Origin of the sequence: Saccharothrix xinjiangensis, from assembly GCF_039527585.1 — a bacterium.
Lineage (GTDB): Bacteria > Actinomycetota > Actinomycetes > Mycobacteriales > Pseudonocardiaceae > Actinosynnema > Actinosynnema xinjiangensis.
Genome location: NZ_BAAAKE010000002.1, coordinates 535,888 through 554,119, shown reverse-complemented (window position 1 = coordinate 554,119; position 18,232 = coordinate 535,888). Strand labels below are relative to the sequence as shown.

General features: G+C 71.6%; 14 protein-coding genes, 2 tRNA genes and 1 riboswitch. Of the genes, 13 read left to right on the top strand and 3 right to left on the bottom strand.

From position 1 onward, the window contains the following. Window positions 1–93: 93 nt before the first annotated feature. The 6 genes from ABD223_RS07920 (at window position 94) to cimA (ending at window position 9,587) form a co-directional block, all read left to right on the top strand. On the top strand, window positions 94–3,420 hold the full coding sequence (locus ABD223_RS07920; RefSeq protein WP_344035277.1) for a S8 family serine peptidase: 3,327 nt from the start codon (window positions 94–96) through the stop codon (window positions 3,418–3,420). A 242-nt stretch (window positions 3,421–3,662) separates the two neighbouring features. Next, window positions 3,663–4,703: a 3-isopropylmalate dehydrogenase gene (locus tag ABD223_RS07915; protein ID WP_033431525.1), complete on the top strand. Its 1,041-nt coding sequence runs from the start codon at window positions 3,663–3,665 to the stop codon at window positions 4,701–4,703. A gap of 57 nt (window positions 4,704–4,760) precedes the next feature. Further along, a riboswitch (cobalamin riboswitch) is annotated at window positions 4,761–4,877 on the top strand. A 107-nt stretch (window positions 4,878–4,984) separates the two neighbouring features. Next, window positions 4,985–6,040 carry a FecCD family ABC transporter permease gene (locus ABD223_RS07910; RefSeq protein WP_344035391.1) on the top strand — a complete coding sequence of 352 codons (1,056 nt, stop codon included), beginning with the start codon at window positions 4,985–4,987 and terminating at the stop codon, window positions 6,038–6,040. After that, on the top strand, window positions 6,040–6,792 hold the full coding sequence (locus ABD223_RS07905) for an ABC transporter ATP-binding protein (protein ID WP_344035276.1): 753 nt from the start codon (window positions 6,040–6,042) through the stop codon (window positions 6,790–6,792). The genes ABD223_RS07910 and ABD223_RS07905 overlap by 1 nt, the downstream gene beginning before the upstream one ends. Continuing rightward, window positions 6,786–7,775, top strand: a complete 990-nt coding sequence (locus ABD223_RS07900; protein WP_344035275.1) for an ABC transporter substrate-binding protein — start codon at window positions 6,786–6,788, stop codon at window positions 7,773–7,775. Before ABD223_RS07905 ends, ABD223_RS07900 begins: the two co-directional genes overlap by 7 nt. 198 nt (window positions 7,776–7,973) lie before the next feature. Further along, complete coding sequence (gene cimA / locus ABD223_RS07895) at window positions 7,974–9,587, top strand: citramalate synthase (RefSeq protein WP_344035274.1); 1,614 nt, start codon at window positions 7,974–7,976, stop codon at window positions 9,585–9,587. Here the strand turns inward: cimA and ABD223_RS07890 are convergent. Then, the gene (locus ABD223_RS07890) at window positions 9,568–10,188 is read right to left on the bottom strand and encodes a S1 family peptidase (RefSeq protein WP_344035273.1); all 621 of its coding nucleotides are present in this window, start codon (window positions 10,186–10,188) and stop codon (window positions 9,568–9,570) included. The genes cimA and ABD223_RS07890 overlap by 20 nt on opposite strands. Before the next feature lie 56 nt (window positions 10,189–10,244). Between ABD223_RS07890 and ABD223_RS07885 the strand changes: the two genes are divergently transcribed. Further along, entirely contained in the window at window positions 10,245–11,015 is a 771-nt protein-coding gene (locus tag ABD223_RS07885; protein ID WP_344035271.1) for a fumarylacetoacetate hydrolase family protein, read from the top strand. Between the two features lie 49 nt (window positions 11,016–11,064). On the opposite strand, the gene ABD223_RS07880 is transcribed toward ABD223_RS07885, so the two are convergent. After that, window positions 11,065–12,315 carry an FAD-dependent oxidoreductase gene (locus ABD223_RS07880; protein ID WP_344035390.1) on the bottom strand — a complete coding sequence of 417 codons (1,251 nt, stop codon included), beginning with the start codon at window positions 12,313–12,315 and terminating at the stop codon, window positions 11,065–11,067. 86 nt (window positions 12,316–12,401) lie between these two features. Between ABD223_RS07880 and gltX the strand changes: the two genes are divergently transcribed. The 4 genes from gltX (at window position 12,402) to ABD223_RS07860 (ending at window position 15,118) form a co-directional block, all read left to right on the top strand. Beyond that, on the top strand, window positions 12,402–13,907 hold the full coding sequence (gltX, locus tag ABD223_RS07875) for a glutamate--tRNA ligase (protein WP_344035269.1): 1,506 nt from the start codon (window positions 12,402–12,404) through the stop codon (window positions 13,905–13,907). A 158-nt stretch (window positions 13,908–14,065) separates the two neighbouring features. Then, window positions 14,066–14,749, top strand: a complete 684-nt coding sequence (locus ABD223_RS07870; RefSeq protein ID WP_344035268.1) for an HAD family hydrolase — start codon at window positions 14,066–14,068, stop codon at window positions 14,747–14,749. 118 nt (window positions 14,750–14,867) lie between these two features. After that, window positions 14,868–14,939 (top strand) — tRNA-Gln (locus ABD223_RS07865). 106 nt (window positions 14,940–15,045) lie between these two features. Next, window positions 15,046–15,118, top strand: a tRNA-Glu gene (locus tag ABD223_RS07860). Window positions 15,119–15,374: 256 nt separating this feature from the next. On the opposite strand, the gene ABD223_RS07855 is transcribed toward ABD223_RS07860, so the two are convergent. After that, window positions 15,375–16,076 carry an IclR family transcriptional regulator gene (locus ABD223_RS07855; RefSeq protein WP_344035267.1) on the bottom strand — a complete coding sequence of 234 codons (702 nt, stop codon included), beginning with the start codon at window positions 16,074–16,076 and terminating at the stop codon, window positions 15,375–15,377. A gap of 71 nt (window positions 16,077–16,147) precedes the next feature. On the opposite strand from ABD223_RS07855, the gene leuC reads away from it, so the two are divergent. Together leuC and leuD are read left to right on the top strand one after the other, a co-directional pair. Further along, window positions 16,148–17,551: a 3-isopropylmalate dehydratase large subunit gene (leuC, locus tag ABD223_RS07850; RefSeq protein WP_344035266.1), complete on the top strand. Its 1,404-nt coding sequence runs from the start codon at window positions 16,148–16,150 to the stop codon at window positions 17,549–17,551. 15 nt (window positions 17,552–17,566) lie between these two features. Beyond that, window positions 17,567–18,169, top strand: a complete 603-nt coding sequence (gene leuD / locus ABD223_RS07845) for a 3-isopropylmalate dehydratase small subunit (protein WP_344035265.1) — start codon at window positions 17,567–17,569, stop codon at window positions 18,167–18,169. The last annotated feature ends 63 nt before the right edge of the window (window positions 18,170–18,232 follow it).

Genomic DNA, 18,232 nt, shown 5'->3' with positions numbered 1-18,232 from the left:
CGTAGAGGGCACGGCACCACGCGGGCTGCTGTCCCCTTGAAAACGTCGCGACGCCGCCCGCCCGGTCGAATCCGACCTCGGTTGGGGCACGTTGTGAGCCGATCTCGCGTTTTCGCCAGATCAGCCGTACCGCTGTTCGCCACGATCCTCCTCGTGGCGTCCACCGGCACGGCACTGGCGGCGGAAGATCCGCCGGCGCCGTCCGTCGCCGCCGCGCGCGGGCTGGACGCCGGCAAGTTGCAGTTGAAGGTCTCCCAGCGGCTGACCGCCGCCAAGGGCCGCGTCACCGCGTTCGTCGAGCTGGAGGCCAAGCCCGCCGTCGACGCCTACGCGGAGAAGACCAACCAGGGCGCGAGCAAGCAGCAGGCCAAGGAGGCCGCCAAGGCCACCAAGAACGACACCGGCAAGGTCGTCGACCGCGTGGTCGGCGACCTCAAGGGCCGGGACCGCGCCACCAAGGAGCTGTACCGGACCGCCAACGGCGTGCCCGGCGTGGTCGTCCAGGCCGACGCGGCCAAGGTGAAGGAACTGGCGCAGCGCGCGGACGTGAAGTCCATCCGCACCGTGGTGCCGAAGACCCGCCAGAACTCCAGCGCCGTGCAGCTGACCAACACGCTCAAGGCGTGGCAGCAGTACGGCAAGCTCGGTGACGACACCCGCGTCGGCATCATCGACACGGGCATCGACTACACCCACAGCGACTTCGACGGCCCCGGCACCATCGAGGCGTTCGAGGCCATCGACGAGACGAAGGTCGACGCCTCGTACTTCCCGACCGCCAAGGTCGTCGGCGGTTACGACTTCGTCGGCAACGCCTACGACGGCGGCAGCGACGACCCCGCGCTCAACACCCCCAAGCCGGACCCCAACCCGCTCGACTGCAACGGCCACGGCTCGCACGTCGCCGGCACCGCGGCGGGCTTCGGCGTCAACGCCGACGGCAGCACCTTCAAGGGCGACTACACCAAGCTCACCCCCGAGTCCCTCGACGCGATGCGCATCGGCCCCGGCACCGCGCCCAAGGCCCTGCTGTACGCGCTGAAGGTCTTCGGCTGCGACGGCTCGACCAACGTCACCGCGCAGGCCCTGGACTGGTCCCTCGACCCCGACGGCGACGGCGACTTCTCCGACCACCTCGACGTGGTCAACCTGTCCCTGGGCTCCGACTACGGCGCGCCGGACGACCCCGACAGCCTGTTCGTCCGCAAGCTCAACGCCTCCGGCGTGCTCACCGTCTTCTCGGCGGGCAACGGCGGCGACCTGTACGACATCGGCGGCTCGCCGGGCAGCACCCCTGAGGCGCTGACCGTGGCCAGCACCCGCGACGCGTACGTGCTGCGCGACGCGGTCGAGGTGACCGCCCCGGCGAACCTGGCGGGCCCGAAGCCCGGCCAGTACAGCCAGAGCTTCAACCTCGAAGGCGTGAGCACCACCGGCCAGGTCGTGAAGCTGAGCGACCCGGCCAACCCCGACGGCTGCCTGCCGTTCTCGGCCGCCGACAGGGCCGCCGTGGCGGGCAAGGTCGCGTGGCTGGAGTGGGACGACAACGACGCCACGCGCCGTTGCGGCTCGGCCGGCCGCGCCAACAACGCCTCCAACGCCGGCGCGATCGGCGCGCTGTTCACCTCGCGGCTGGAGCACTTCAACGCCGGCATCGCGGGCAACGCCGTGATCCCGGTGCTCCAGCTGACCGGCACGGCCACCGCGCAGCTGCGCCCGGCCGTGGACGCGGGCACCCTCGTCGTCCGCTTCGGCGGCGACCTGGCGACCTCGCTGCCGACCTACGACCCGTCGATCACCGACACGCCCAGCTCGTTCACCTCGCGCGGCGTGCGCGGCCCGGCCGTGAAGCCGGACGTGGCGGCCCCCGGTGACACCATCACCTCGGCGCTCGTCGGCTCGGGCAGCAAGGCGTTCGTCAACTCCGGCACCTCGATGGCGGCCCCGCACGTGGCCGGCGTCGCGGCGCTGGTCCGCCAGGTCCACCCGGACTGGACGCCGGCCGAGGTCAAGGCCGCGGTGATGAACTCCGCGGGCTCCGACGTCAAGGCCGACGGCGAGACCTACGCCCCCAACCGCGTCGGCTCGGGCCGCGTCGACGGCAAGGCCGCGGTCGAGAACCAGGTGCTGGCCTTCGTCGAGGACGCCCCGGGCGCGGTCTCCGCGTCCTTCGGCGTGGTCGAGGTGGCCGAGCCGGTGTCGCTGACCAAGACGATCAAGGTGGTCAACAAGTCCACCAAGTGGGTCGACTACACCGTCGGCTACGAGGCCCTGACCCAGATGCCGGGCGTGCGCTACGAGCTGTCGGCGAACACCGTGCGGGTGTCCCCGCGCGGCGTCGCCCGGGTCAAGGTCACGCTGAAGATCGACGACCCGAAGGCGCTGCGCAAGACCGTCGACCCGACGATCGAGCCGCTGCACCTGGACGTGCCGCGCCAGTTCCTGGCCGACGCGTCGGGCCGCGTGGTCCTGACCCCGAAGGCGGGCTCCTCCGTCGCGCTGCGCGTGCCGGTGTACTCGGCGCCGAAGCCGGTGGCCGACATCAACGCGCCGAGCAGCGTGAAGGCCGGCAACAGCGGCCAGGCGGTGCTGAACCTGACCGGCAAGGGCCTCAACCAGGGCGCCTACCAGTCGCTGGTCAGCGCGCTGGAGCTCCAGGCCTCCTCGCCGAGGCTGCCGGAGTGCCGCCGCAACGTCACCACCAACTGCGTGCTCAACGACACGGCCAAGGGCGGCGACCTGCGCTACGTCGGCGCCGCGTCCACCGCGCCGCTGGCCAAGCTCCAGGGCAACCCGGACGAGGCGCTGCTCGCGTTCGGCATCGCCACCTGGGGCAACTGGTACAACCTGGGCAGCAACACGGTGCCGTTCGTCGACATCGACACCAACGGTGACGGCGTGCACGACTACGAGGTCTTCGCGACCAAGCTGACCGACACCGACCTGCTGGTCGCGACCACGGTGGACCTGAGCACGGGCGCCACGGTCGACATCCAGGGCGTCAACGGCCAGTTCGGCGACGTCGACACCAACGTGTTCGACACCAACGTGGTGGTGCTGCCGGTGCTGCTCTCGGCGCTCGGCATCGACGCCTCGGCGGACACCTCGCGGATCTCGTACCAGGTGGGCGTGGCCGGGTTCTACCTGGCGCCGGGCGCGAGCGACGGCCTCGTGGACTCGATCCCGAGCCGGCTGTCGTTCGACCCGCTCAAGCCGGGCCTGTGGGTGCAGGGCGGCGGCGACGCCGCGCTCTCCTACCAGGCGCGCCCGGGCACCGCGCTGGTGGTCAACCGCGACGCCGCGGCGCTGGCCGCCGACGGCGCGGACAGCCTGCTGCTCCTGCACCACCACAACGCGACCGGCGACAGGGCCGACGTGGTGAAGGTGAAGGGCAAGTCGGGGAACCGCTCAGCGGACTGATGCGGGCGGACTGATCGACGTACCACGCTCTGGCCGGTCGGGGGTTGCCCCGGCCGGCCAGAGCCTTTTAGGCGGTTCGGGTGACACCCGTTCGGACGCCTTGAACCGTTCGGGTGTCCCGCAGTCCGGGAGACATCGCCCCGTAGGTGTGTTCCGAGTGCGTTTTCACGCTCCGCGCCCGGTAGCCTTTCGCATTGAGAACTAGTCCCGCGAAATGGGACTGATACCTGGGAGGTGTGTGGATGCGGCTCGCAGTGATCCCAGGGGACGGGATCGGGCCCGAGGTCGTCGCCGAGGCCCTGAAGGTGCTCGGTGAGGTCGTTCCAGCGGCTGAGATCACCCGCTACGACCTCGGCGCGGCGCGCTGGCACGCCACAGGTGAGTTGTTGCCGGAATCGGTGCTCGGTGAGCTCCGCCAGCACGACGCGATCCTGCTCGGCGCAGTGGGCGACCCCTCCGTGCCCAGCGGCATCCTGGAACGGGGCCTGCTGCTCCGGCTCAGGTTCGAACTCGACCACCACGTGAACCTGCGCCCGGCCCGGCTCTACCCCGGTGTCCGCAGCCCGATCGCCGACCCGCCGGAGATCGACATGGTGGTCGTCCGAGAGGGCACCGAGGGGCTGTACGCGGGCAACGGCGGGCTCCTGCGCAAGGACACCCCGCACGAGATCGCGACCGAGGTGTCGATCAACACCTCGTTCGGCGTGGAGCGGGTGGTGCGCGACGCGTTCGCCAGGGCGGCCAACCGGCCGCGCAAGCACCTGACGCTGGTGCACAAGACCAACGTGCTCACCCACGCCGGCTCGCTGTGGTCGCGCGTGGTCGAGGAGGTGTCGCTCCAGCACCCGGACGTGACCGTGGCCTACCAGCACGTGGACGCGGCCACCATCCACCTGGTCACCGACCCGGGCCGGTACGACGTGATCGTCACCGACAACCTGTTCGGCGACATCCTGACGGACCTGGCGGCGGCCGTGACCGGCGGCATCGGCCTGGCGGCGTCGGGCAACCTCGACGTGACCAGGCGGAACCCGAGCATGTTCGAGCCGGTGCACGGCAGCGCGCCGGACATCGCGGGCCAGGGCATCGCCGACCCGACGGCCGCGGTGCTGTCGGTGGCGCTGATGCTCGACCACCTGGGCGAGTCGGAGGCGGCGCGGCGGATCGAGGCCTCGGTGGCCTTCGACCTGGCCACCCGCGACCACTCGTCGCCGGGCGCCACCTACGCCGTGGGCGACCGCCTGGCCGCCCTCGTCTCGTCCAACGTCCGCACGGGAGCCTGACGAACCCCCGCACGTGATCAGGGCCACCACGACGCCGTCGTGGTGGCCCTTCGCGTTAAGGTCGCCGGTGCCGCCCGTGGGGGAAGTCCGGTGAGAGTCCGGCGCTGACCCGCAACGGTAAGCCGAAGTCGTGCTTCGGCGAGCCCGATCACCCGTGGGCGGTGGGAAGAAGCTCCACTCCTGCCGTGGTCTGCGGGACGGGTGCGCACCGGTCCGCCGCGGCCCGGGGCGCGACCGGTCGCGGCCACCCGCCCGGAAGGCGCCCGGTGACCGCGACGACCATCAGGCCCGCGAGGCCACCCAGTTCGAGGCGTTCCACCGCCGCCGCCTGCGCCGTCCTGGCCGTCGCGCTGGCGTTCTCGGTGGTGTGCGGCGTGGCCCTCGGCCCGGTCGGCGTGCCGTTCGACGACGTGGTCCGCCACCTGCACGCGGCCGTCACGGGCGGGGTGGTCGAGGCCGCCGAGGCGGGCCACTACCGGATCGTGTGGGACATCCGGCTGCCGCGCGTGCTGCTGGCCGCCGTGGTGGGCGCGGGCCTGTCCGCGGTCGGCGTGGCCGTCCAGGCGATGGTCCGCAACGCCCTGGCCGACCCGTACGTGCTGGGGATCTCCTCGGGCGCGAGCGTCGGCGCCACGGCGGTCGCCACCACCGGCCTGTTCGCCTCCCTCGGCGTCTACGCCCTGTCCACGGCCGCGTTCCTGTCCGCCCTGGCCGCCATGGCCCTGGTCTACCTGGTGGCCGGCCGGGGCGGCCTGACGCCGCTGCGCCTGGTCCTCACCGGCACCGCCCTCGCCTACGGCTTCTCCGCGATCGCCATGCTGCTGGTCTTCCAGTCGCCCCGCGGCGAGGCGGCCCGCGCCGCCATGTTCTGGCTGCTGGGCAGCCTGGGCGGGGTCACCTGGGCGTCGGTGCCGGTCGCGGCGGCCGTGGTCGTCGCGGGCACCGCCTACCTCACCGCCCGCGCCGGGCACCTCAACGCCCTGGCCATGGGCGACGAGACCGCCACCACCCTCGGCGTCGACGTCGCGCGCACCCGCCGCGCCCTGTTCCTGGTCACCGCCGCCATGACCGGCGTGCTCGTCGCGGTCAGCGGCGCGGTCGGCTTCGTCGGCCTCATGCTGCCCCACCTGGTCCGCCTGGTCGTCGGCGCGGACCACCGCCGGGTGCTCGCCGTGGCGCCGCTCGCGGGCGCCTGCTTCCTGATCTGGGTGGACGTCGTCGCCCGCCTGCTCGCCGCGCCCGAGGAGCTGCCGCTGGGCGTCATCACCGCGGCCCTGGGCGTGCCGTGCTTCGTGGTCCTGATGCGCCGCCGCGGCTACGTGTTCGGCGGCCGCTGATGGAGCTGCGCATCGAGGACCTGGTCGTCGACGGCATCCTGCGCGGCGTCGACCTGACCGCCGGCACGGGCGAGGTGCACGGCATCGTCGGCCCCAACGGCAGCGGCAAGTCCACCACGCTGCGCTGCGCCTACCGGGCGCTGAAGCCGCACGGGGGAGCGGTCCGCCTCGACGGCCGCGACATCACCGCCGCCCGGGTCCGCGACACCGCCCGCGAGCTGGCCGCGCTCACCCAGGACAGCCACGTCGAGTTCGACTTCACCGTCACCGAGGTCGTCGCCCTGGGCCGCCTGCCCCACGGCACGGGCCCCGGCGACGAGGCGATCGTGCGCGAGGCGCTGTCCCGGGTGGACGCGGCCCACCTGGCGCACCGCGGCTTCCTCACCCTGTCGGGCGGCGAGCGGCAACGCGTGCTGATCGCCCGCGCCCTGGCCCAGCGGCCGCGGGTGCTGGTCCTCGACGAGCCGACCAACCACCTGGACATCAGCCACCAGCTGGCCGTCCTCGCCCTGGTCCGGAGCCTGGGCGTGACCGTCCTGGCCGTGCTGCACGACCTCAACCTGGCCGCCGCCCACTGCGACCGCCTGCACGTGCTCGACCGCGGCCGGGTGGTGCGCAGCGGCACGCCCGCCGAGGTGCTCACCCCCGAGCTGCTGGCCGAGGTCTTCCGCGTCCGCGCCCACGTCGTGCCGCACCCCACCACCGGGGCGCCCCAGCTGCTGTTCGAACACCAGGAGGCAACACCGTGCTGAGGAAGCCCACCGCGCTCGTCGCGCTCACCGCGGCCCTGCTCGCGACGGCGTGCGGCGCGCGGATCGACGAGGGGGCGCGGGCGGCGGGGACCGCGACCGTCACCAACTGCGGCCGGGAGGTCGAGTACGCGAGGCCCTCGCGCGTGGTCACCAACGACACCGGCATCACCGAGCTGATGTTCGCGCTCGGCCTGGCCGACCGGATGGCCGGCTACACCGTCTCCTCCTCCGCCAAGACCGGCGACGTGGCGTCCTCCCCGTGGCGGGCCGACTTCGGGCGCGTGCCGCACCTCGGCGAGAAGGTCACCAAGGAGCTGGTCCAGGGCGCGAACGCGGACCTCGTGTTCGCGGGCTGGAACTACGGCTTCTCCGAGAGCACCGGGTTCACCCCGGACGCGCTCGCCGAGCTGGGCATCGCCACCTACCAGCTCACCGAGGCGTGCCGGAACGGCGTGGGCGAGCAGCGCGGCATCATGCCCCCGCTGGAAGCCCTCTACACCGACCTGCGCAACCTCGGCCGGATCTTCGGCGTCGAGGACCGGGCCGAACGGCTCGTCACCGGCTACCAGGAGCAGGTCGCCGCCGCGCAACGGCTCGTCAAGGGGGAGCGCCCGAGGGTGTTCCTCTACGACAGCGGCCTCGACCAGCCGTTCACCTCCGGCCGCAACGCCGCGCCGCAGGACGTCATCGGCAAGGCGGGCGGCGACAACATCTTCGGCGACCTCGACGACAGCTGGACGACGGTCGGCTGGGAGGCCGTGGTCGACCGCGCGCCGGAGGTCATCCTGATCAACGACTACGCCGACGGCGACGCGACCACCCCCGAGCAGAAAAGGGCGTTCCTGGAATCGTACGAACCGCTCAAGGACGTGCCCGCCATCAAGGACAAGAGGTTCTTCGTCCTGCCTTACGCGGCGTTGGTCGAATCGCCGCGCAACCCGGCCGCCATCGAGGCGTTCGCCAGGTTCCTGGCCGGTAGCTGACACTCACCATGTGGGACAACCCGTCCGTGGCTTGGTCAGCGCGGGCGGGGTGTGGCACTATCGCCGACGTGGCTCTCCACACCGTGATCATTATTTCCCAGCGCGTCGGGTAGGTGCTCCGCCGGAGCAGCCGACGCGCAGACCTCTCGCATCCCGCGGGGGGTCTTTTTGTTTTCCCAGATCCCAAGGAGCCCCCTCGTGACCCCCCTCGGCGACAGCTTCCACGTCTACGACACGACCCTGCGGGACGGTGCCCAGCGCGAGGGCATCTCGTACTCGGTCACCGACAAGCTGGCCGTGGCCCGCCTGCTCGACTCGCTGGGCGTGGGCTTCATCGAGGGCGGGTGGCCGGGCGCGCTGCCCAAGGACACCGAGTTCTTCGCCCGCGCCGCGGCGGGCGACCTCACGCTCAAGCACGCGCAGCTCGTCGCCTTCGGCTCCACCCGCAAGGCCGGGGTCCGGGTGACGGAGGACCCGCAGGTCAGGGCACTGCTGGACAGCCGGGCGCCGGTGGTGACGCTGGTCGCCAAGTCCGACCGCAGGCACATCGAGCGGGCCCTGCGCACCGACGTGGCGGAGAACTGCGCCATGGTCCGAGACACCGTCCGCCTCCTGGTCGACGAGGGCCGCCGCGTCTTCCTCGACGCCGAGCACTTCTTCGACGGCCACGCCTTCGACCCGGACACCTCCCTGAGGGTGTTGGAGTCCGCTGTGGAGGGTGGCGCGGACGTGGTCGTGCTGTGCGACACCAACGGCGGTCAGCTGCCCCTGGGCCTGGCCGAGACCGTCGCCGACGTGATCGCCCGCACGGGCTTCCGCGTCGGCATCCACTGCCAGGACGACACGTCCTGCGCGGTGGCCAACACCGTCGCCGCGGTGCAGGCGGGGGCGACCCACGTCCAGTGCACCGCCAACGGCTACGGCGAGCGAGCGGGCAACGCGGACCTGTTCGCCGTCGTCGGGAACCTCGTGACCAAGCTCGGCCTCCAGGTGCTACCGCACGAGTCGCTGGCCGAGCTCACCCGCGTCTCCCATGTCCTCGCCGAGATCGCCAACATCGCACCCGACACCCACCAGGCCTACGTCGGGTCGTCGGCCTTCGCCCACAAGGCGGGCCTGCACGCGAGCGCGATCAAGGTCGACCCGGAGCTGTACAACCACATCGAGCCGGGGACCGTCGGCAACGACATGCGGGTGCTGGTCACCGAGATGGCGGGTCGGGCCAGTCTCGAGCTCAAGGGACGTGAGCTGGGGATCGACCTGACCCGTCGGCCCGAGGCCCTGACCAGCGCCGTGCGCAAGGTCAAGGAGCTGGAGGCGGGCGGCTGGTCGTTCGAGGCCGCCGACGCCTCCCTGGAGCTGCTGCTCAAGGCGGAGCTGTCCGAACTGGACGAGGCCCCGTTCGAGCTGGAGTCCTACCGCGTGGTGCTCGACCACCGCCAGGACGGCGTCATCGTGTCCGAGGCCACGGTCAAGGTGCACGTGGCGGGCGAGCGGGTCATCGCCACCGCCGAGGGCAACGGGCCGGTGCACGCGCTGGACGCCGCGCTGCGGAAGGCGCTGCTGCCCCACCTGTCCTGGCTGGACGCGGTGGAGCTGAACGACTACAAGGTCCGCATCCTCCCCGGGACCCGCCACAACTCTGTCGAGCACGGCACCGACGCCGTCACCCGCGTGCTCGTGGAGTCCACCGACGGCGAGCGCGAGTGGACCACCGTGGGCGTGCACGGCAACATCGTCGAGGCCTCCTGGCTCGCCCTGTGCGACGCGCTGGTGCACAAGGCGACGCGGGTCAGCCCGTCACGAGCGTGAAGCCCTCGGCCGACAGGATCGCCCGGAGCGGCTGGTAGTAGCTGGAGCCGCCGGTCGTGCAGTTCCCGCTGCCGCCCAGGACGTGCCCCTGGGCCTGGGAGCCGCTGAACACCGGGCTCCACAGCTCACCGGGTTCGGTGCACAGGGTGGTCCGGGTGAGCCCGGAGACTGACCCGGTCGGGTAATGGACCGTCACGTTCTTGGCCTGGAGGGTGCCGCACCTCAGCCCGATGGTGCGGCCGACCGTGCACACCCTTCCACCAACGGGTGACTCCATGGCGCCGGTGATGACCCCGGAGTGGCCGACGATGGTCGGCCGCTGGACCCACGCGGCGGTGTTGGTGATCCGCACCACCGCGTAGGTCTGGCGGACGGCCACGACCGGACCGACGTCGACGCCGCCGGGGCCGCGCACGACCGTGCCGACGGGGCCGCAGCCCGGCGGGACCAGCAGGTGCCCGCGGACGTTGTAGCCGTTGACGCACCGACTCGTGGCGGAGTGGGTGCTGAGGTGGGTGCCCGCTTCCAGGGGCACGGGGGCGGCGGCCGCGGGGGTGGCCGTGCCCAGCAACAGGGTGAGTGCGATCAGCAGGGTTCGCATCCCTCGACGCTAGGCACGCGAGGTGCGCTTTCAAGCCGCCGGTTAGGGTGAACTCCGTGCGCATTGCCCGTATCGCCCAGCCAGACGGCCTCGCCTTCGCCGCGATCGAGGGCGAAGGCGACGACCTGACCGCGGTCGAGATCGCCGACGACCCCTTCGCGAACCCGACGTTCACCGGCCGGCGCTGGCCGCTGGCCGACGTCCGCCTGCTCGCACCGTTCCTGCCGCCCAAGATCGTGGCGATCGGCCGCAACTACGCCGAGCACGCCGCCGAGATGGGCAACGAGGTGCCCGACGAGCCGCTCATGTTCCTCAAGCCGAACACGGCGGTGATCGGCCCGAACGCCGAGATCAAGCTGCCCGCGGCGTCCGAGCGCGTCGACTTCGAGGGCGAGCTGGCCGTCGTGGTCGGCGTCGGCGGCCGGGACATCCCCGCGTCCCGCGCGCGGCAGGCGGTCCTGGGCTACACGATCGCCAACGACGTGACCGCGCGGGACCTCCAGAAGAGCGACGGGCAGTGGACGCGGGCCAAGGGCTTCGACACGTTCTGCCCGCTGGGCCCGTGGGTGGAGACCGAGTTCGACCCGTCCGACGTGGCGATCCGCACCGAGGTGGACGGGGTCGTGAAGCAGGACTCGCGGACCTCGCTGCTGCTGCACGGCATCCCCGAGCTGATCGAGCACATCTCCTCGGTGATGACCCTGCGCCCGCTGGACGTGATCCTGACCGGCACGCCCGCCGGCGTCGGCCCGCTGGCCGCCGGGCAGACCGTCTCGGTGACCGTGGAGGGCCTGGGCACGCTGACCAACCCGGTCGGCAACCGCTGACCCGCCGGTCCCACCGACCCGCCGGCCCGGTCGACCCCGCCGGTCCCCGTCAGCTCCGCTCGATCCGCTCGGGCGCGCGGCGGGCGAACCCCGGCGCGTGCTCGGGCAGCAGCCCGACACCCGCCAGGTAGGCGGGCACCACCTGGAGCGCCGGGAAGCGCCGCATCAGCCGGACCGGCCGCGGCGGCTTCCCGGCGTCCGCGCCCGGCACGCCCTCCAGGGTCGGCTTGAGGAACCGGTCCTGGATGCGCCGCTGGATCGCCTGCGTCACCGCGGTCGGGAGCCACCGGCGCCGCCGCACCCGCGCCAGCACCCGCGGGGTCAGCTCGCCGCGCCGCAGCGGCGCGGCGACGATGCGCGCCGCGGCCACCGCGTCCTGCACGGCCAGGTTGATGCCGACGCCGCCGATGGGCGACATGGCGTGCGCCGCGTCGCCGATGCACAGCAGCCCGTCGGCGTGCCAGCGCCGCAGCCGGTCGAGCTTGACGTCCAGCAGCTTCACGTCGTCCAGCGACCCGATCGCGCCGACCCGGTCCGCCAGCCACGGCACCAGCGCCACGACGCGCTCGCGGAACGCCTCGACGCCCTCCTGCCGCAGCACCCGGTCGGTGCCCTTGCGGATCAGGTAGGCGGTCTGGAAGTAGTCGCCCCGGTTGATCAGTACCAGCGCGTTGCCCCGGCTGAACCGGCCGGTCGCGCCGTTGAGCTCGTCCGGGTTGCGCGGCAGGCGGAACCACCACACGTCCATCGGCGCGCCGAACGCGCGCACCGGCAGCCCGGCCTGGTCGCGCACCAGCGAGTGCCTGCCGTCGGCCGCGACCACGAGGTCGGCCGCCAGCTCGCCCGTGCCGCCGTCCGCCGCGCGGTAGCGGACGCCGGTGACCCGGTCGCCGTCCCGGAGCAGGCCGACGACCTCGGTGTCCATCCGCAGGGTGAACGCGGGCTCCCGCCTGCCCGCGTCGGCCAGCAGGTCCAGGAAGTCCCACTGGGGCACGAACGCGATGTGCTTGTGCGGACCGGGGATCCGCGACAGGTCGCCCATCGTCTGCAACCCGCTGTCCAGCATCACCTGCACCCGTTCGACCAGCTGGTGCGGCACCTCGGCGAACGAGGGCCCGAGGCCCAGCTCGTCCAGCAGCGTCAGCGTGGACGCGTGCACCGTGTCCCCCCGGAAGTCGCGCAGGAAGTCGCCGTGCTTCTCCAGCACCGTCACCTCGACCCCGGCCCTGGCCAGCAACAACGCGCACACCATGCCCGCCGGTCCGCCCCCGACCACGACAACGCCCGTCCGTTCCACGATCGCCCCTCCTCTTTTCAACACGAGTTGAATAACTTCAGGATGCTCCCGGGGGACGCGTTGGTCAAGCCGGATAGGCTGATCGGGTCATGAGCGCATCAGCAGCCACCCCAGAAGCGGCCGGCACCGGGGTCCGCGTCAGGTTCTCCCCGTCGCCGACCGGCACGCCCCACGTGGGCCTCATCCGCACCGCCCTGTTCAACTGGGCGTACGCCCGCCACGCGGGCGGCAAGGTCGTGTTCCGCATCGAGGACACCGACGCGGCCCGTGACTCCGAGGAGTCGTACCTCTCGCTGCTGGAGGCCATGCGCTGGCTCGGCCTCGACTGGGACGAGGGGCCCGAGGTCGGCGGCCCGCACGCGCCGTACCGGCAGAGCCTGCGGCGCGAGCTGTACGACGACGTGGCCAGGCGCCTGTTCGAGGCAGGTGAGCTGTACGAGTCCTTCTCCACCGCGGAGGAGGTCGAGGCGCGCCGCAAGGCCGCCGGCCAGGACCCGAAGCTCGGCTACGACGGCTACGACCGCGACCTCACCGACGAGCGGAAGGCCGCCTTCCGCGCCGACGGCCGCGCGCCCGTGCTGCGGCTGCGGATGCCCGACGAGGACATCTCCTGGGTCGACCTGGTGCGCGGCGAGGTCACCTTCAAGGCGGGCAGCACGCCCGACCCGGTGCTGGTGCGCGCCAACGGCGACCCGCTGTACCCGTTCGTGAACCCGGTCGACGACGCGCTGATGGGCATCACCCACGTGCTGCGCGGCGAGGACCTGCTCCCGTCGACGCCCCGCCAGATCGCCCTGTACCGGGCGCTGACCCGCATCGGCGTGACCGGCTCCACGCCGGCGTTCGGGCACCTGCCGTACGTGACGGGCGAGGGCAACAAGAAGCTCTCCAAGCGCGACCCGCAGTCCAACCTGTTCCTCTACCGCGACCGCGGCTTCCTGCCCGAGGGGCTGCTGAACTACCTGGCGCTGCTGGGCTGGTCCATCGCCGACGACCGCGACATCTTCTCGATGGCCGAGATGTTCGAGGCGTTCGAGCTGGGCCGGGTCAGCGCCAACCCGGCCCGCTTCGACCTGAAGAAGGCCGAGGCGATCAACGCCACGCACCTGCGCGCGCTGCCGGTGGAGGAGTTCGTCCGGCGCGTGGTGCCCCACCTGGTCAAGGACGGCGTGCTGCCGCCCGAGCCGACCGACGAGCAGCTGGCGCTGCTGGGCGGTGTCGCACCACTGGTGCAGGAGCGCCTGGTCGTGCTGTCCGAAGCGTCCGGGATGGTCCGTTTCCTGTTCGTGCCGGAGCAGGACTTCGCGCCGGAGGAGGACTCCGCGGCCAAGGCCCTCGGCGAGGACGCGCGGCCGGTGCTGGAGGCCAGCATCAGCGCCCTGGAATCGCTTCCGGAGTGGACGGCCGGCGCGATCGAGGAAGCCCTGAAGGTGTCGCTTGTGGACGGAATGGGTCTCAAGCCCCGCAAGGCGTACGCCCCGGTGCGGGTTGCCGTGACGGGCCGTACCGTCTCGCCACCCCTGTACGAATCGATGGAACTCGTGGGCCGGAGTCGCTCGATCGGGCGATTGCGCCGCGCGCTCGGGGCAATCTGAGTGGTGCTATCGGGGGGTTCTCCGGTGCTTGACCGTGCAAGAACCCCCAGATATCACCTCTCTGGCTGAGTCGGACGGGGGGTGGGCGCACCTAGCCTCTCAGGGTGACAACCGCAGCCCCGACTTTTACCCCTCGGAGAACCGGCGAAATCCGGGCCGTGTGCCTCGACGTCGACGACACCCTCGTCGACTACAGCACCTCGTCCCGGGCCGCCCTGGCCGCGATGGTCGGCAACGCCGACGCCTGGTCGCTGTGGCAGCGCATCACCGACGAGCACTGCGCCCGCCTCCTCGCGGGCGAGCTCGAGTACGAGACCATGCGGAACATCCGCACGCGCGCCTTCTTCGCGGCGCTGGGGGAGGACCTGGACCAGGAGGAGGCGACGCGGCGGGAGCTGCGGCGCCAGGAGGTCCTGGCGTCGGGGTGGCGGCTGTTCCCGGACGTGGTGCCGTGCCTGGAGTGGCTGCGGGCCACCGGCCTGCCCCTGGCCGCCGTGAGCAACGCCTCGGGACGCCACCAGCGGGCGAAGATCTCCATGCTGGGGCTGGCCCCGTACTTCGACACGGTCCTCATCGCGGGCGAGGTCGGCGCCGCGAAACCGGACCGGGTGATCTTCGACACCGCGTGCGCCGACCTGGGCGTGGACGTCGAGGACGCGGTGCACGTCGGCGACCGGTTGCACGCCGACGCGATCGGCGCCCGGGACGCGGGCATGAAGGGCGTGTGGCTGAACCGCCAGGGCCCGCGCGAAGGCTCGCTGCCGTCGGGCGTCGCGGCCATCAGCAGCCTGTCTGAGCTGCCCGAACTCCTCGTCTGCGAGCTGGCGGCCACCTCCGCGTGACCCCCGATTTCCGTTCCGCCGGGCACGTGGTCTAGTATTCTCCCCGGCGGAACGGAGAGCCCCCCGAAACCCCGAGGACAAGATCCCGGGAGGACGGGTAAGCTAGCCGGGAAACCAATGGGGTATGGTGTAATTGGCAGCACGACTGATTCTGGTTCAGTTAGTCTAGGTTCGAGTCCTGGTACCCCAGCTGCAACGGTGGAAAGAAAGACGTGCTAGGCTGCCGGAGCAGACAGGAAAGCGGATTTTGCAAGAATCCGAAGACCTGCTAAACTGAATACGAGCGAGTTACCTAGGGCCCCGTCGTCTAGCGGCCTAGGACGCCGCCCTCTCAAGGCGGTAGCGAGGGTTCGAATCCCTTCGGGGCTACAGATCCGGGAGATCCCTGTTTCGTTGACGCGAAACAGGGATCTTTCGCATTCACACCGGGGGTCCGACCCCCGGACCCCGGGCAGGTGGGGCTTCGCCCCCCTGCACCCCCGGTTGGTTGGCCTTCTCCCCGGTTGGTGGCCTCACCTGTGTTCACGTTCCGCGGTGGTTGGGCCTCCGCTGCACGTCCTGCTGTGGTGGCCTTTTCCCTGCGCCCCCGCGTTGGTTGACCTCGGCGGGGGCGCAGGAGGGGTGGCTAGAGGCGGGATTGGAGGGCCTCTGCGGCTGCCAGGAGGTCCGCCGCCCACCTCGCGCCCGGGCGGCGGCCCATGCGGTCGATGGGGCCCGAAACGGAGACGGCCGCTACTACTGCGCCGGTGCTGTCGCGGACCGGGGCGGAAACGCTCGCCACGCCCGGTTCGCGTTCTGCGACGCTTTGCGCCCAGCCTCGGCGGCGGACTTCCAACAATGTGCGTTCGCCGTAAACGGCGTCGGCCAGGACTGAGCGTTGGGTGCCCGGGTCGGACCACGCCGCCAATACTTTGGCGCCGGAGCCGGCGGTCATCGGCAAACGCGCGCCGATCGGCACGGTGTCGCGCAAACCGCTCGGGGGTTCCGCGGAGGAGACGCAGATGCGCTGCATCCCGTCCCGCCGGTAGAGCTGGACGCTCTCGCCGGTGATGTCGCGCAGCCTCGGCAACACCGAGGACGCCGCGTCGAGGAGGGGGTCGGTCGCGCCGCCCGCCAACTCCGCCAGTGCCGCGCCCGGACGCCAGCGGCCGTCGGAACCCCGTCGCAACAACCGGTGCACCTCCAGGCCGACCGCCAACCGGTGCGCGGTAGCCCTCGGCAAGCCCGTCCGGTTGCACAACTCGGCGAGCCCACACGGATCCTTTGCGACGGCGTTCAAGACGGCCACTGCCTTGTCCAGCACGCCGATCCCGCTATGCTGTCCCACAAGCCGATACTAACTTCCCACTGTCTGGGAAGTCCAGATCTATCGACTGTCCAGATCTTGGGAGAGTTGCGATGAGCCGCACGCTCGCGGAGAAGGTGTGGGAAGCACACGTCGTGCGCCACGGCAGTGGCGCGGAGCCGGACCTGCTCTACATCGACCTCCACCTGCTGCACGAAGTGACCAGCCCGCAGGCCTTCGACGGGCTGCGGTTGGCGGGGCGCCGGATCCGCCGGCCCGACCTCACCATCGCCACCGAGGACCACAACGTCCCGACGGTGGACATCGAGCTGCCCATCGCGGACCCGGTGTCCCGCACGCAGGTCGAGACGCTGCGCAAGAACTGCGCCGAGTTCGGCGTCCGGCTGCACCCGATGGGCGACGCGGAGCAGGGCATCGTCCACGTGGTGGGTCCGCAGCTGGGCCTGACGCAGCCCGGCATGACGGTGGTCTGCGGTGACAGCCACACGTCCACCCACGGCGCGTTCGGCGCCCTGGCGTTCGGCATCGGCACGTCCGAGGTCGAGCACGTGATGGCGACCCAGTCGCTGCCCCTGAAACCGTTCAAGACCATGGCGATCACCGTCGAGGGCGAGCTGCGGCCCGGCGTGACGGCCAAGGACGTCATCCTCGCGGTGATCGCGAAGATCGGCACCGGCGGCGGGCAGGGCTACGTCCTGGAGTACCGGGGCAGCGCGATCGAGGCGCTGTCCATGGAAGCCCGCATGACCGTGTGCAACATGTCGATCGAGGCCGGCGCGCGGGCGGGCATGATCGCCCCCGACCAGACGACGTTCGACTACCTCCGGGGCCGCCCGCACGCGCCGTCCGGCGCGGACTGGGACGCCGCCGTGGAGTACTGGAAGACGCTGCGCACCGACGACGACGCCGAGTTCGACGCCGAGGTGCGCCTGGACGCCGCCGAGCTGACGCCGTTCGTCACCTGGGGCACCAACCCCGGCCAGGGCCTGCCGCTGGGCGACCGGGTGCCCGACCCGGAGGCGATCGCGGACGAGAACGAGCGCGTGGCCGCGGAGAAGGCGCTGGCGTACATGGGGCTGGAGCCGGGTACCCCGCTGCGCGACGTGCGGGTCGACACCGTCTTCCTCGGCTCGTGCACCAACGGCCGCATCGAGGACCTGAGGGTGGCCGCCGACGTCCTGCGCGGCCACAAGGTGGCCGAGGGCGTGCGGATGCTCGTCGTCCCCGGTTCCATGCGCGTGCGCGCCCAGGCGGAGTCCGAGGGGCTGCACGAGGTGTTCCTCGGCGCGGGCGCCGAGTGGCGCCAGGCCGGTTGCTCCATGTGCCTCGGCATGAACCCGGACCAGCTCAAGCCCGGTGAGCGCAGCGCCTCCACGTCCAACCGCAACTTCGAGGGCAGGCAGGGCAAGGGCGGTCGGACCCACCTGGTCTCGCCGCTGGTGGCCGCCGCCACCGCCGTCCGCGGCACCCTGTCCTCGCCCGCCGACCTGGTCTGAGGGAGATCGATCCGAATGGAAGCGTTCACCACCCACACCGGGGTCGGGGTGCCCCTGCGCAGGTCCAACGTGGACACCGACCAGATCATCCCGGCCGTCTACCTCAAGCGCGTCACCCGCACGGGCTTCGAGGACGGCCTGTTCGCCGCCTGGCGCGGTGACGAGCACTTCGTGCTCAACCAGGAGCCGTACCGGGCCGGCAGCGTGCTGGTCGCCGGACCCGATTTCGGCACCGGCTCGTCCCGCGAGCACGCCGTGTGGGCGCTCATGGATTACGGCTTCCGGGTGGTCATCTCGTCCCGGTTCGCCGACATCTTCCGGGGCAACTCGGGCAAGCAGGGGCTCGTGGCGGCCCAGTGCGAGCAGTCCGATGTCGAATTGCTCTGGAAGGTCCTGGAGAACGAGCCCGGCACCCCGGTGACCGTCGACCTGACGAAGAACACGGTTGTGGCGAAGGACTTCACCGCCCCCTTCACCATCGACGAGTACACCCGCTGGCGCCTGCTGGAGGGATTGGACGACATCGCCCTGACCCTGCGGCACGCCGATGACATCACCGAGTTCGAGCAGCGCAGGCAGGGGTGGCTGCCGACCACCGATCCAGTGCCCGCGAAGTGACCCGAAGGGGCCGGATTTCCCCCTCTAGCAGCGGAAATCCGGCCCCGGTCTTTCCCTCAGGGG